At 70.0% G+C, this 14,415-nt stretch carries 13 protein-coding genes; 5 read left to right on the forward strand and 8 right to left on the reverse strand.

What is annotated here, in order from left to right:
- Window positions 1-130 precede the first annotated feature (130 nt).
- Window positions 131-796, forward strand: coding sequence for an ABC transporter ATP-binding protein (locus ACFWX1_RS03300; protein WP_378383479.1), 666 nt, complete (start codon window positions 131-133; stop codon window positions 794-796).
- Window positions 797-872: 76 nt separating this feature from the next.
- Complete coding sequence (locus ACFWX1_RS03305; protein ID WP_378383310.1) at window positions 873-3,176, forward strand: FtsX-like permease family protein; 2,304 nt, start codon at window positions 873-875, stop codon at window positions 3,174-3,176.
- Between the two features lie 680 nt (window positions 3,177-3,856).
- Here the strand turns inward: ACFWX1_RS03305 and trmB are convergent.
- The 6 genes from trmB to ACFWX1_RS03335 form a co-directional block, all read right to left on the reverse strand.
- On the reverse strand, window positions 3,857-4,501 hold the full coding sequence (trmB, locus tag ACFWX1_RS03310; protein WP_378383481.1) for a tRNA (guanosine(46)-N7)-methyltransferase TrmB: 645 nt from the start codon (window positions 4,499-4,501) through the stop codon (window positions 3,857-3,859).
- 155 nt (window positions 4,502-4,656) lie between these two features.
- Window positions 4,657-5,175 (reverse strand): hypothetical protein, encoded by a 519-nt coding sequence (locus ACFWX1_RS03315; protein WP_378383483.1) that lies wholly within the window; start codon window positions 5,173-5,175, stop codon window positions 4,657-4,659.
- A 223-nt stretch (window positions 5,176-5,398) separates the two neighbouring features.
- Window positions 5,399-6,142, reverse strand: a complete 744-nt coding sequence (locus ACFWX1_RS03320; RefSeq protein WP_378383312.1) for a hypothetical protein — start codon at window positions 6,140-6,142, stop codon at window positions 5,399-5,401.
- Window positions 6,139-7,056 (reverse strand): ABC transporter ATP-binding protein, encoded by a 918-nt coding sequence (locus tag ACFWX1_RS03325; RefSeq protein ID WP_378383314.1) that lies wholly within the window; start codon window positions 7,054-7,056, stop codon window positions 6,139-6,141. Before ACFWX1_RS03325 ends, ACFWX1_RS03320 begins: the two co-directional genes overlap by 4 nt.
- Window positions 7,057-7,230: 174 nt before the next feature.
- A complete protein-coding gene (locus ACFWX1_RS03330) occupies window positions 7,231-7,980 on the reverse strand; it encodes an ABC transporter permease (protein ID WP_378383316.1) in 750 nt (249 codons plus the stop codon).
- A gap of 22 nt (window positions 7,981-8,002) precedes the next feature.
- A complete protein-coding gene (locus tag ACFWX1_RS03335; protein ID WP_378383318.1) occupies window positions 8,003-8,944 on the reverse strand; it encodes an ABC transporter ATP-binding protein in 942 nt (313 codons plus the stop codon).
- A 273-nt stretch (window positions 8,945-9,217) separates the two neighbouring features.
- On the opposite strand from ACFWX1_RS03335, the gene ACFWX1_RS03340 reads away from it, so the two are divergent.
- Together ACFWX1_RS03340 and ACFWX1_RS03345 are read left to right on the forward strand one after the other, a co-directional pair.
- Window positions 9,218-9,805 carry a TetR/AcrR family transcriptional regulator gene (locus ACFWX1_RS03340; RefSeq protein WP_378383320.1) on the forward strand — a complete coding sequence of 196 codons (588 nt, stop codon included), beginning with the start codon at window positions 9,218-9,220 and terminating at the stop codon, window positions 9,803-9,805.
- Window positions 9,806-9,810: 5 nt separating this feature from the next.
- On the forward strand, window positions 9,811-10,704 hold the full coding sequence (locus ACFWX1_RS03345) for an SDR family NAD(P)-dependent oxidoreductase (RefSeq protein ID WP_378383485.1): 894 nt from the start codon (window positions 9,811-9,813) through the stop codon (window positions 10,702-10,704).
- 126 nt (window positions 10,705-10,830) lie between these two features.
- Here ACFWX1_RS03345 and ACFWX1_RS03350 read toward each other — a convergent pair whose 3' ends face one another.
- Both ACFWX1_RS03350 and ACFWX1_RS03355 read right to left on the reverse strand, forming a co-directional pair.
- Window positions 10,831-11,487, reverse strand: coding sequence for a response regulator (locus ACFWX1_RS03350; protein WP_378383322.1), 657 nt, complete (start codon window positions 11,485-11,487; stop codon window positions 10,831-10,833).
- On the reverse strand, window positions 11,484-12,680 hold the full coding sequence (locus ACFWX1_RS03355) for a sensor histidine kinase (RefSeq protein WP_378383487.1): 1,197 nt from the start codon (window positions 12,678-12,680) through the stop codon (window positions 11,484-11,486). Before ACFWX1_RS03355 ends, ACFWX1_RS03350 begins: the two co-directional genes overlap by 4 nt.
- A gap of 115 nt (window positions 12,681-12,795) precedes the next feature.
- On the opposite strand from ACFWX1_RS03355, the gene ACFWX1_RS03360 reads away from it, so the two are divergent.
- A complete protein-coding gene (locus ACFWX1_RS03360; protein WP_378383324.1) occupies window positions 12,796-14,412 on the forward strand; it encodes a dynamin family protein in 1,617 nt (538 codons plus the stop codon).
- The last annotated feature ends 3 nt before the right edge of the window (window positions 14,413-14,415 follow it).

Consider the following 14,415-nt stretch of genomic DNA (forward strand, 5'->3'; position numbering starts at 1 on the left):
GCCGTCTGCCCGAAGTGGACACATTCCCGTTTCGGCGAAGCTCGTCGCCGTTGGTCAAACACGGTGAACGACGAGGAGAACCACAGTGCACCCGCGACAGCCGAACAATCCACAGTGGACCGGCGCTCCCGTGCTTTCCGGCCGTGGGCTGGTGAAGCGCTACGGCGCCCAGTACGCGTTGGCCGGGGTCGACATCGACATCCGGGCGGGCGACGCGGTCGCGATCGTCGGCCCGTCGGGCTCCGGGAAGACGTCGCTGCTGCACGTGCTCGCCGGAATCCTCCGCGCGGACTCGGGTGAGATCTACCTGGCGGGCCAGCGGGTCGACCAGCTCGGCGAGAAAAAGCGCAGCGAACTGCGCCGCACCGAATTCGGGTTCGTCTTCCAGTCCGGCATGCTCGTCTCCGAGCTGAGCGCGGAGGAGAACGTCGCGCTTCCGTCGCTGCTGGCCGGGAAGGGCCGCAAGGAAGCCATCGACGAGGGCCGGGTGTGGCTCGAGCGCCTCGGCCTGAAGGGCATGGAGAACCGGCGTCCTGGCGAAATGTCCGGCGGGCAGGCCCAGCGCGTCGCGATCGCGAGGGCGCTGACCCACCGGCCGAAGGTGATCTTCGCCGACGAGCCGACCGGCGCGCTCGACACGCGCACCGGCCGCGAGACCATGGACGCGCTGCTCGGCGCGGCCCGCGAAACGGGTGCCGCGGTGATCGTCGTGACCCACGACCGCGACCTCGCCGAATCGCTGCCTACCACCGTGGCGATTCGCGACGGCTTGATCGCTTCGAAGGTCGCGGCATGAGCGACGCTTGCGAGCGAATCATGGATGTCATGCGCCAAAAGGGATTCAACACTGTCTCGCGAAGCGAGGCGATCGCATGAACTCGCTCCGCCTCGCACTGCGGGTCCTGCGTATCGACCGGCGCACCCGCACCTCGGCGATCCTCACAGCGGTCGGTGTCGCGGTCGCGACCGCGCTGGTGCTCCTGCTCGCCGCGCTGCCCTTCGCCACGCAGGCCCGCGCGCAGCGCGCGATCTGGCAGGAGGGCTACTACTACGGGCACTACACCTCGAGTTCTCAGCAGGAATCCGAGGACTCCGATGCGTCCAAGGCGCGCAATGCGGTGCCGATGCTCATGCTCGACTCCAAGGACTACGCGAACGGCCAGGAGATCGCCCGCGTCGACGTCGCGCTGACCGGGAAGGGCGACGCCGCCGCGCTGAAGCCGTCCCCCGGCCTGCCAGGGCTGCCCGGGCCGGGTCAGGCCTATGTGTCGCCCGCGCTGGCCAAGCTCATCCAGGCCGACACCTCGGCCCACCTCGGCGACCGCTACGGCAAGGTGGTCGGTGAGCTGGGGCCGGAGGCGCTGAAGTACCCGGAACAGTTGGTCGCGTTCGCCGGCCAGTCGCCGGACTCCATACCGGAGAGCGCCCGTCCGGTGACCTCGTTCCCGCAGGGCAAGGCAAGCGTCGACGGCCTGCTCACGTTGCTGGCCTGGGTCGGCATCATCGTGCTGCTCGTGCCGAGCCTGGTGCTCGTCGCGTCCTCGGCCCGGCTCACCGCGGCCCGGCGGGAACGGCGGCTGGCCGCGATCCGGCTGGCGGGGGCCACCCCCGGCCAGGTGACCGGCATGGTCGCCGCCGAGACCACGTTGTCGGCCGCGATCGGCGCGCTGGCCGGCCTCGCCGTCAGCCCGGGACTGGCCGCGCTGGCAACGTTCGTGCCGTGGGACGGCGGCACCTGGCAGACCGCGGACTTCGCACTGCCGGTCGGGCTGGCCGCCGCGCTGGTCGTCGCGCTGCCGGTGCTGGTGGTGCTGGCCGGGGTGCTCGGCCTGCGCCGGGTGCTGAAGACGCCGTTGTTCGCGGCGGGCAACCACACGCCGAAGCCGCTGAAGTGGTGGCGCCTGCTGGCGCTGCCCGCGGCCGGATTGTTCTTCCTCTACGCGATTTCCACGTCGAAGGAGAACTCCAACGGCATGGCCATGGTGATGGGCGGGCTGTTCCTGCTGGTCGGGTCCGCGATGGTGGTCGGGCCGTGGGTGACGTCCGCGGTGGGCGGCACGTTCGTGCGGATCTGGCGCCGCCCGGCCGCGCTGCTGGCGGGCCGTCGGCTGCGGGAGGACCCGAAGGGCGCGTACCGGTCCTCGGCCGGGATCGTGCTGGCGGTGTTCGCCGGTTCGATGGCGCTGACGCTGCTGCCGACGTTCGAGTCACTGGCTGGTGGCGGCCGATCGTTCCAGGACTCGGTGCTGTACTTCGACACCGACAGCGCCCACTCGGCACAGGCGGTCGACCAGGCCAACGCGGCGCTGGCGAAGTACGGCCAGTCGGCTCGGGCGCTCCCGGTGGCGACCGTGTCGCTGGTGTCCGGTGAAGGCCGCAGCAGGCAGGCCCGGTCCGCGCTGGTCATGCCCTGCGCGGAGGCCGCGAAGCTGACTCGGTTCGGCGTCGCGGGCTCGTGCCAGGGTGCTCCGGGTATCTACGGCGACGCGCCGGTCGATCTCGCCCAGTGGAAGGTCACCGGCGACCCCGGCGCACAGAAGCTGTCCGCCGCCGCGTTCGCGCCGAACACGCCGGTCCACAAGATCACCAACGCGGACAAGGACCTCACGGGTTCGTTCATCATCGACCCGGCCGTGCTGCCTGCCGAGGTCAAGCCGAAATACATCAGCGTGGTGGCGCCGACCACCGACGCGAACCGCGAGGTCGTGCGGACCGCGCTTGTCGGCGCCGCGGGTGGCGAGCTGATCTGGAGCCGCGAGCAGCGGCTGCACCGTCAGGAGGTGGAGCTCGGCGACCTGCGCCGGGTCACCGTCATCGGCCTGCTCGCCGCCGGGATCCTCGCCGGGTGCAGCGCCGCGGTCTCGACCGCGGGCTCCGTGATGGACCGGCGGCGCACCTTCGGCGCGCTGATCGCGGCGGGAACGCCGGTGCGGGTGCTGGCGAAGGCGCTGCGGATGGAGGCCGCGCTGCCCGCGCTGGTGGCGACGATCGGTGCCGGGGCGGTCGGGACGCTGGTCGGGATCGGGTTGTTCAGCCTGGTCGACAAGGGCTCGATAGTGCTCAGCCCGTGGATCGCGGCGCCGGTGGTACTCGGGGTGCTGGTGGCGCTGCTCGGGGCGTCGGTCTGCACGCCCGCGCTGAAGCGGGTGCAGGCGGAGCCGCTGGCCGACGAGTAGATACGTGCTCGCCCCTCGATTCGGGGGAGGGGCGAGTTACGGGGGTAGCTGCAGGGGACTTTCCTCGCTCGGGGTGCGGGGAAGGTCCCCTTCAGCGCGTTCTCCCGGCGGTTTTGGCCGCTGATCCGTGAGAGGGCGGGGCGTCGCGAACGGGTCGTCCGGGACGTTCATCGTCCCCAACGGGGCTTTCGCGACAGGCGTTCACCTGCCCCGCACGCCTTGAAGGCCCCGTCACGATGATCAACGGGCCAAGGGGCCATGTCCCGAACGCGCCGTTCGGGACGCTCACTGTCCCCAACGGAGCTTTCGCGACACCGGCACCACCGCAAGGTCGCCCCACCAGCCACCAACGTCACCCGACCATCTCGAGAAAACGTCCCCAGAGAGGCCGCACCCTCACCCTTGCCGAGAGAGTCCCTCGATGTGGCATTCACGGACATCCTGACCAGGCGTTCGACCCCTCAGGACGGGGTTGTCCACAGGGATTCGCCGGTTGTGGACAACTTCGCCCCGAAAACCGCGATCCGGGGTTCTCGTCGTACCCCGGCGATAGAATGGTCTTGGGGTCGCCCCCCGGAGCGGGTGGGGGACACCCTCTCAGTGGGGCGGCTCGCCGGGCCGCGTTCAGTCCACAAAGGACATCAGGGTGGCAGGTGGCCACCACGGCGGCGTTCGGAGATTCAGCGGCGTTCGAAGATCAGGTCGTGGGAGATCCGGCCCTCGACGTCGGCCCGTTGCTCGAACTTGGTCACCGGGCGCCAGTCCGGCCGGGGCGCCCAGCCGCCCGGTTCGTCGGCGTGCCGGTTGCGCAGCGCGGGCGAGGCCGAGCAGACCTCCATCATCTGCTCCGCGTAGTGCTCCCAGTCGGTCGCCAGGTGGAAGGTGCCGCCCGGCGCGAGCCGCGAGGCCACCAGCTCGACGAAGTCCGGCTGCACGATCCGCCGCTTGTGGTGGCGCTTCTTCGGCCACGGGTCCGGGAAGAACAGCCGTACCCCGGCCAGTGAGTCCCGCGCGACGTGCTCTTTCAGCAGGATCACCGCGTCGCCGTGCATGAGCCGCAGGTTCGTCACGCCGAGCTTCTCCGCACGCAGCATCAGCTGCCCGAGGCCGGGGTCGTACACCTCGACGGCGACGTAGTTCAGCTCCGGTGCGGCGGCGGCCAGCTGCGACGTCGTCTCGCCCATGCCGGACCCGATTTCCAGCAGCACCGGAGCGGACCGGCCGAACCAGGCGTCGAAGTCGACCGGCCCCGGCGGCAGCTCGGTGACCGTGCGGCCGAGCAACGGCCACTGTTCTTCCCAGGCTCGTTGCTGGCCGACGGTCATCCGGCCGCCGCGTTTGACATAGCTGACCACGCTGCGCAGTCGTGGCTGGTCCGTGTTCTGCGGGACACCCGCACCCGGTCGGCTGTCATGAGCAGCTTCGCGATTGTCACCCATGCCAGCCTCCATGCTCTCCACGGGCCCAACCCTACGGCGCGCTACCGGACGGCTTCGAACTCCCCGAGCCGGGCGCGCAGACCGGCCAGCCCGGCGACCGCGATGGGCTCGGGCGTGGTGCCGCTGTGCGCGGGCAGGACGTCGATCCAGCCGGGGTGGCGATCGGTGTTGAGCACCGTGGTGGGGGTGGCGTGCCCGGACTTGCCGCGCTCGGACGGCATGAATTCCCAATACCCGGATTCGCCGTCGGCCGCCCACGGGACGAATTCCCAGCCCGGCCGCCTGCCGAGCAACTGCGCTATCCGATCTTCGATGCGGAAACCGAGTTCCCGCGATTCCAGCTTCCCGTCCGCGACCGCGCGTAACCACCACGGCGCGGGTACCGGGCCATGCATGCCGCCCGCCTTGCGGAACAACGTCACCACTCGATCTTCCGGGGCGCGATGCACCCACGCGCGCCGTAGCTCGCCGGGGCCCGTCGCGGACGCCGCCGTCCGCGGGAGCTCGATGGCCTGCGACCACTCGAGATCGAGCATCGGTTCCAGCCGTGGTGCCGCCATTTCCGTGCGGGCGCGGGGAATCGTGCTGCCTACATCCTGACCGGTGTCCACCGCCAAGGATCACCTCCACGGGAGCTGAGACGGGTTCCGGTTTGTTCTCTACGAATATTTCCTGGTCACGGCATTATGTCCGCTTCCTGTGAGGGAAGCCACAGGCTCTTAATATGGTCTTAACTCCTTTGCCTGCGGTATACGATCGGCGGTCACTCCCGGTGGTCGAGGTTCAGGCGTCCCGGCGCTGGGTCACCGCGACGCCCGCGGCGAACACGACGACACTGATCGCCGCGAAATAACCCAGATATCCCCACGGGCCCATCGGCGGCGAGAGCTGCAACGTCGTCCGCAGCAGATTTCCGCCGGCGAACTGGTCGGCCGCGTAGAACGGCATCCACTGGTAGATGTCCTTGCCCACCCGGGGAATGAGCATCACCAGGCCTTCGAGCAGCTGCGTCCAGACGAGCACCAAGGTCAGCGCGAGAGCGGTGCTGCGCAACAGCAATCCGACACCGACGCCGAGAATCCCGGTCAGCAGGAACGTCAAGCACTGCCCGAGTACCGAACGCCAGTCCGCGCCGGTGTGCAGCGCGAGATCCGCGTTCGGTTGCAGCATCAGGGAAATGGCCCACGAGCCGAAGCCGACGACCAGGCCGATGCACGTGCACAACGCGCCGACCACGGTCACCTTCGCCAGTAGCGCGGGCACGCGCGAAGGCACCGCCTGGAACGTCAGCCGCAGCGTGCCCCAGTTGATCTCCGAGGTCGCCGCCAGCACCGCGAGCACCAGCACCACCGTCCGGCCCTGAGCCGACGCCGCCTGCGTGTTGCCCACGTTGATCTGGAATTCCCGCCCGGCGAGCCCCATGAAGATCGCGGTGAACGCCAGTGGCGCGACGATCGCGAGCGCGGTGCACCACCACGGCGCGCGGGTGCTGAAGAGCTTGATCCGCTCGGCACGCAACACGTTCATCGCGCGGCCTCCTGCCCGTGCATCGTGAATTCGGCGGCTTCCTGCGTCAGCTCCATATACGCGCGTTCGAGCGATCCGGTGATCGGGCTCAGCTCGTGCAGCGTCGCGCCCGCGGTGAACGCGAGCTCGCCGAGCGCGTCACTGTCTATTCCGGACACCACGAGCGCGCCGTCGTGCTCGGTGAACGTGGTGCCGCGTTCGCTCAGCGCGGTGCGCAGGGCTTCGGCGTGCGGGGTCCGGACGCGGACGCCGTGCTCACTCGTGCGCGCGACGAAATCCTCCATCGTGCCCTGGTAGATCAGCCTGCCCCGGCCGATCACGACAAGATCTTGCGCGGTCTGCGCCATTTCCGGCAGCAAGTGACTGGAGACGAACACGGTCCGCCCTTCGGCGGCCAGCGCGTGCATCAACTGGCGGATCCAGACGATGCCTTCGGGGTCCAGCCCGTTCACCGGCTCGTCGAACAGCAGCACCCGGGGATCGCCGAGCAGTGCCGTGGCGATTCCGAGGCGCTGGAGCATACCGAGGGAAAACTGCCCGGCCCGCTTCTTCGCCACGCTTTCGAGCCCGACCAGCGCGAGCACCTCGTCGACCCGCTGGTCCGGGATGCCGTTGGTCGCCGCGAGCCAGCGGAGGTGCGCCCGGGCCGAGCGGCCGGGATGCCGCCACGTGGCGTCCAGCATCGCGCCGACAGTCCTCAGTGGATCGCTCAGCTGCCGGTACCGCTCGCCGTCGATGAGGACGTCCCCCGCGTCCGGGGCGTCGAGGCCGAGCACCATCCGCATGGTCGTCGACTTCCCGGCGCCGTTCGGCCCGAGAAAACCGGTGACGCGTCCGGCCCGCGCGGTGAACGTCAGCTCGTTCACCGCCACCGTGGCGCCGTAGGCCTTGGTCAGCCCTCTCGCTTCGATCACCGAAGCCTCCCCCTCCCTTGTTTTGGACGAGGACGACTTTACGCGGAAATGGAGAGATCCGGGTCACCCCCCGATTGGTGACCCGGATCTACTCTTCCCCTTATTTCCCCTGTCCAGCCGGTGCGGCCCCCGCCGTATTCCGGTCCGGATCTTTCCCTGTGGTGGGTCTTTTCGTTACGCGTCGCGTTTCTTGGCGACGCCGATCGCGATGGCCAGCAGCACGATCGAGAATCCGGCGAAGTAGGCCAGCGCCCAGCCCGGGCTCAGCGGCGCGTCCGAAAGCGGCCTGCCCTGTTCGAGGTTCCCGCCACCGCGGAGGAACTTGTCCGCGACGTTGAACGGCATCCACTGGTGGATCTTCGGCCCGGCCTTCGGGATGAGCTGGATCAGGTTCTCCGCGGCCAGGCTGTAGATCAGCAGCAGGGCGATGGCGCCGGCGCTGTGCCGGATCAGGATGCCGACCGCGACCGCGATCACTGAGGCAAAGGCGAACAGCACGCCGACGCCCGCGACGTTGATCCAGTCCGCGGTGGTGCTCAGCGCGAGGTTGTCCTGCGGGCGGATCAGCTTCGCGATGCCCCAGGCGCCGAACCCGGCGATCTCGCCGATGACGAGCGAGAGCAGCGCCACGACGGCCGTCTTGGCCACCAGCGCCGAGCCGCGGTGCGGCACCGCCTGGAAGGTCGTCCGGATGGTGCCGAAGCGGTACTCGGTGGTCACCGAGAGCGCCGCGAGCACCATGATCACCGCGGCCCCGAACTGGTAGCCGATCTGGGTGGTCTGCACGTCCATCGAGACGCCGTCGGGCGCCGCGGCGGCGAACATCCCGGCGAGGCCGACGACGAGTCCGAGGGTGATGAGTGCGCACCACCACGGCGAGCGGGTGGTGAAGAGCTTGATGCGTTCTACCGCGAGCAGAGTCATGATCTTCGGTTTCCTCGGGAAGTCAGTGGGCGGCCGGGTCGAGTACGTGCTGTGCCTCGGCGTCGAGACCGGTGTGGTACTCCACGGCGTCGCCGGTGATCTGCATGAACGCCTGCTCCAGCGAGCCGGTCTGCGGGCTCAGCTCGTGCAGCACGAACTGGTTGGCCGCGGCGATCTCGCCGATCTTGTCACTGTCCATTCCGGACACCAGGATCGCGCCGTTCTCGGCGGTCACCTGCGCGCTGGCCTTCAGCAGCACGTCACGCAGCCGGTCCAGCTGCGGCGAGCGGACCTTGACGGTGTTCTCCGCCGCCCGCGCCACGAAGTCCTCTGTGGACGACTGGGAGATCAGCTGCCCCTTGCCGATCACCACCAGCTGGCTCGCGGTCAGCGCCATCTCGGAAAGCAGGTGCGAGGACACGAACACCGTGCGGCCCTCGTCGGCCAGCCGGTGCATGAACTGCCGGATCCACAGGATGCCCTCGGGGTCGAGGCCGTTCACCGGCTCGTCGAACAGCAGCACCTCCGGGTCGCCGAGCAGTGCCGCGGCGATCCCCAGCCGCTGCGACATGCCGAGCGAGAACCCGCCCGCCCGCTTGCCCGCGACGCTGGTCAGCCCGACGACGTCGAGTACCTCGTCCACGCGCGAGGCCGGGATCCGGTTCGACCTGGCCATCCAGCTCAGGTGCGCCCGCGCCGACCGGTTGGGGTGCACCCACTTCGCGTCGAGCAGCGCGCCGACGGTGCGCAGCGGCTCCTTGAGCTCGTGGTACCGCTTGCCGCCGATCAGCACCTGGCCCGAGGTCGGGTTGTCCAGGCCGAGGATCATCCGCATGGTGGTCGACTTGCCCGCCCCGTTCGGGCCGAGGAACCCGGTCACCTTGCCTGCCGCCACGCTGAACGAAAGGTTGTTCACAGCCAGCGTGGCGCCGTAGCGTTTGGTGAGGCTCGTTGCCTCGATCATGTCTGCTCCCTCTGAAGCGGCTGGTGCGTCGTGACGTGCGTGGTGCAGCGTGACGATGTCTCGCCGCTTCACCCTCAGCTGTTTGACGGGACCCATCGTGGCTGATCGCGGGCTCTCGGCGCGTCATCCTGAGGATCGAACCTGTCACCCGACCTGAGTAGTACCTTGCTCGCTCCCGGGCACTGGCGCGATCGGTGATGACCCTGAGTCAACCCTGAACTCGACCCCCGGGGTTCTTGCGCGCAGGTTAATGAACTGTGGTTCACTAATGGCATGGCGCGACCGCGGAGCATCACCGGCGAACGGCTGCTGGCCGCGACGGCGACCGTCATCGGACGTGTCGGTCCCGGTTTCACGCTCGCCCAGGTGGCCGCCGAAGCCGGGGTCGCGGTCGGCATCTTCAGTCAGCGTTACGGCTCGAAAACGGGCCTCTTGCAGGCGGTGAGCCGACACTCGACCCGCGAGACGGTCACCCGGATGCGCGAGTACGCCGAGGTGGCGGACGGCGGCGTCGCGGGGCTGCGGGCAGCGCTGGTGCAGACGTACGCCGGGCTCGGGGACGCCGAGACCGCGGCAAACCACCTCGGCCAGCTCGGCGTCGACATCGGCGATCCCGCGCTGCGTGCGTTGCTCGGCGAGCACTACGCCGCGGTGGAGGACGAACTACGCCTTTTGGTTGAAGCCGCCGCCCCGGAACTGCCGCACGCTCCAGCGTCCCGGCGCGCGGCCCGGACGTTGCTCGCGGTGGTCAACGGGACGGCGCTCGACTGGTCGATCCGTCCGGAAGGCGAACTCGCCGGGCGGCTGGAGGAAGACGTCGACGCGGTGTTGTCCGCGTGGCGAGGACGGGAGGGGCAGTGAAAACACTGGCGGGCAAGGTCGCCGTGGTCACGGGCGCGACGCGTGGCTGCGGCCGGGCCATCGCGGTGGAGCTGGGCCGCCTCGGCGCGACGGTGTACGTCACCGGGCGCACGACGCGGACGACGTCGTCACCGATGAAACGCGCCGAAACCATCGAGGACACCGCCGAGCTGGTGGACGCGGCGGGCGGCAAGGGCGTCGCGGTGCGCTGCGACTTCACCTCGGTGTCCGATGTGGACGCCCTGCGCGCGCGGATCACGGACGGGATCGACATCCTGGTCGACGACGTCTGGGGCGGCGACCCGTTCGCGGACTTCGAGTCGCCGTACTGGGAGTCCTCTTTGGACGATGCGCTGACGCTGGTGCGCAACGCCGTCGAGACCCATCTCATCGCCCTGCATCGCCTGCTGCCGCTCGTGGTGCGGCGCCCCGGCGGGCTCGTCCTCGAGATCACCGACGGCGACAACGACGACTACGTCGGCGCCGGAATCCCGTACTACCTAGCGAAGTGCGGCATCCGCGCGCTCGGCCGCGCGCTGGGCGCGGAACTGGCCAAGCACGGCTGCACCGGGCTGGCGGTCAGCCCGGGTTTCCTGCGTTCGGAGGCGATGCTCGACCTGTTCGGCGTCACCGAGGAGACCTGGCGTGACGCGGTGGGCAAGAGCGCTCCGGTCGACTTCGCGATCTCGGAGACGCCGGCCTACGTGGCGCGGGGTGTCGCGGCGCTGGCGACCGACGCCGCGCGCTTCGCGGGCCGGACGCTGGCCTCGTGGACCCTGATGCACGAGTACGGGATCACCGACGTCGACGGCTCGCGGCCCGACTTCGGCCGCTGGATGGCCGAGGTCCACAAGGCGGGCGTCGACCCCGCGACGGCCGATCCGGCGCTGTTCCGCTGAGGACACCGAGGACACTGAGGACACCGAGGACGCTGAGGGTCCGTGGGCCCCGAGGGACTCTGATTCTCTCGGGACCCACGGACCGGACCGGGTACGTGCCTGACCAAGGGGCACGTCCCCGGCACGTCAGCTGACGCCGGGTCTCGCCAGTCCTGTCTCGTAGGCCAGGACCACCGCCTGTACGCGGTCTCGCAGCTCCAGTTTCGCCAGGATCCGGCCCACATGGGTCTTCACGGTCGCTTCGGACAGGAACAGCGACTCGGCGATCTCCAGGTTCGACATGCCCTTCGCGATCAGCACGAGCACCTCACGTTCCCGCTCGGTGAGCACCTCGAGCTCGGTCGCGTCGCGCATCGGGCTCCCGCCCGCGCCGACGAACCGGTCCAGCAGCCGCCGCGTCACCGACGGGGACACCACCGCGTCGCCGCTCGCCACCGACCGCAGCGCCGAGATCAGGTGATCGGGCTGGGTGTCCTTGAGCAGGAACCCGCTCGCCCCGCCCTGCAGTGCCGCGTAGACGTACTCGTCCAGGTCGAACGTCGTCATCACGAGCACCCGCGCCGTCCCGGCCGCGACGATCCGCTTGGTCGCCTCGACGCCGTCCAGGATCGGCATCCGCACGTCCATCAGCACGACGTCCGGGCGCAGCTGTTCGGCGAGCCGCACGGCCTGCGCGCCGTCCCCGGCCTCGCCGACGACGTCGATGTCCTCCTGCGCGCCCAGCACCATCCGGAAACCGACGCGCATCAGCTCCTGGTCGTCGACCAGCATCACCCGGATCACGACGTCAACCTCACCGGCAGCGCCGCCCGCACCTGCCACCCACCGTCGGCGGGGCCGACCTCCAGCGTTCCGCCGTACACGTTCGTGCGCTCCCTCATCCCGATCAATCCGTTCCCGCCCGGCACCTTGAGCCGGATCGGGGCCTTCGCGGTCCGCTGCGACGACGCGGCCGACGCCGTCGCGGACACCAGTTCCGCCGCCCGCCCCGCGCCGTCGTCGCGGACCAGCACCTCGACCGATTCGCCGACGCGATGCACCCGCACGTCGGCGCTCGCCCCGACACCCGCGTGCTTGAGCGTGTTGGTCAGCGACTCCTGCACGATCCGGTACACGCCGAGCGAAACCCCGGCGGGCAGATCGCCCAGATCCTCTTCGACATCCAGGGTCACCGCCACCCCGGCTTCCCGCATCCGCTCGGCGAGGTCGGCCAGCGCGTGCGCGTCCGGCTGCGGGACCCGCGGCTCGCCGTCACCCTCGTCGTTGCGCAGCACGTCGAGCAGCCGTCGCAGCTCGCCCAGCGCACCCCGCCCGGTCTCGGAGATCGTCCGCAACGCGCGTTCCGCCAGCTCCGGATCCGACTTCAGCGCGTACGACGCCCCGTCGGCCTGCACCACCATCACGCTCACCGCGTGCGCGACGACGTCGTGCAGTTCGCGGGCGATCCGGCCGCGTTCCTCGGCGACCGCGATCCGGGTGGCCTGATCGCGTTCGGTCTCCAGCAGGTGCAGCCGTGCCTGCACCTCGTCGTCGTACGCGCGGCGGGCGCCGACGAATTCGCCGAGCACCCAGCACAGCGCGGCAGCGAACACGGCGATCACCGCGGAGGCGGCCATGTCCTCCGGCCGCTCGGCCAGTAGCTGGACTCCGCTCGTCACGGTCAGGGCGGCGACGTAGAGCAGGCCCTGGCGGCGGCCGACGTAGACGACCACCGAGTAGATGCTGATCCCCAGCCCGGCCACTCCGGAGACCCCGAGCATCAGTGTGCTGTGGATGGTGCCCATCACCAGCAGCACGTACGCCGACCACAGCGGCGACTTCCGGCGGAAGACCAGCGCCAGGATGACCGCGAGGTCGATCGGGAGCGCGACGTACCACGGCGGCATGCCGAGCGACTCGCCGTCGAGCTCGCCCACCACGAGGATCAGGAGGTCGATGAAGCCGACGATCCCGGCCAACACGGAGTCGCCCACCATCGGGTGAGCACGCAGCCAGAGACTGAACCGTCGCACCTGGACACAGTAGGTCCCCGCCGGGCCCCGGCGCGTCGGTCGGCGGTAGCACCTTCGGTGCGACCCGAGGATGACGGGCATGGCACGATTCGGTGCGCGCGACTTTTCGGGAGGGGAGGACTTCGTGACGTCAGCGGCGGAACAGGGGCGTCTCGCGGGCCCGCTGTCGATGTCGGTGGCGAACCTCTGCCACCGGCTCCAGTCGCAGGTCTCGCCACGCACCGCGGCCGGATTCGCCGAGGTGCTGCGCAGGCTCGGCGGCCCGTTGCAGGTCGCGGTCGCCGGCCGGATCAAGTCCGGCAAGTCGACGCTGGTCAACGCGCTGATCGGCCGCCGCGTCGCACCGACGGACATCGGCGAGTGCACCCGGTTGGTGACCCGGTTCCAGTACGGCACGGTCGACCGCGTCGAGATCGTCTTCACCGACGGCCGCAAGCAGGTGCTGCCCTTCGCCGCGGACGGCATGATCCCCGCCGAACTCGGCGTCGACATCGACCAGGTCTCGCACATCGAGGCCTACCTGACCAACGCGGTCCTGCAGGGCATGACGGTGATCGACACCCCCGGCCTCGGTTCGCTCGACGCCGCGTCGGTGTCCCGCACCGAACAGCTGCTGGGCGCGGCCAAACACCGCAAGGACGACGACGAAGAGGAAGACGGCTCGGACGAGCTCGACGACACCTCGCGCAGCGCCGTCGCGGGCGCCGAGGCGGTGCTGTACGTCGTCACCCAGGGCGTCCGCGCCGACGACCAGCAGGCCCTCGCCGCGTTCACCGCGGCCACCGCGAGCCGCGAGGCGGGCCCGGTGAACGCGATCGCGGTGCTCAACAAGGCCGATACGATCGCGCCCGAATCGGTCGAAGGCGCGGGCGGCGACGTGTGGAAGGCCGCCACGATGCTCGCCGAGAAGCAGGCGAGCACGCTGAAACCGCGCGTCGCCGACGTCCTCCCGGTCATCGGCCTGATCGCGGAATCGGCCGAGTCCGGCGGTTTCACCTCGGCCGACGCCGAGGCACTGCGGCAGCTCGCCGAACTCGACGAGGACATCCTCGAGACGATGCTGATCTCGGCGGACATCTTCACCAGCTGGGAATGCGACGTCCCCGCCGGGACCCGGTTGCGGCTGCTGGAAAAGCTCGACCTGTTCGGCGTCCGGCGCGCGGTCGAGGCGATCCGCGCGGAGCCGGGCATCACCGCGGGCGCGCTGCGGCGGGTGCTGCTCGACGCTTCCGGGCTCGAAGCCGTCCGGCAGCGGCTGTCGATCGTGTTCGCCGCTCGTGCCGACGGGATCAAGGCGGCGGCTGCGCTCGCCTCGGTCACCGCGCTCGCGCACGCCTCCGGCGATCCCGCGGAACGCCAGCGGGTCCACGACGCGATCGAGGTCCTGCTCGCCAAGCCGGAGGCGCACCAGCTGCGGTTGCTGGAGGCGTTGACGCTGGTCGCGTCGGGTGCGGTCGACATGCCGGAGGACCTGACCGAGGAGGTCCTGCGGGTCGGCAGCAACGCCGACATCGGCGCGCAGCTCGGCATGCCGGGCGCGGGCCGCGCCGAACTCACCGCGCACGCGCTGGAACGGGCGGGCTGGTGGCGTTCGTTCGCGTCTTTCGGTGCGACACCGGCGCAAAGCCGCGTCGCGCACGTCGTGCACCGGGCGTACTTCCTGATCTGGCAACAGATTCGCGAGCCGCAGGGCTGAGAC

Source organism: Amycolatopsis sp. NPDC059021 (assembly GCF_042739895.1).
Lineage (GTDB): Bacteria > Actinomycetota > Actinomycetes > Mycobacteriales > Pseudonocardiaceae > Amycolatopsis.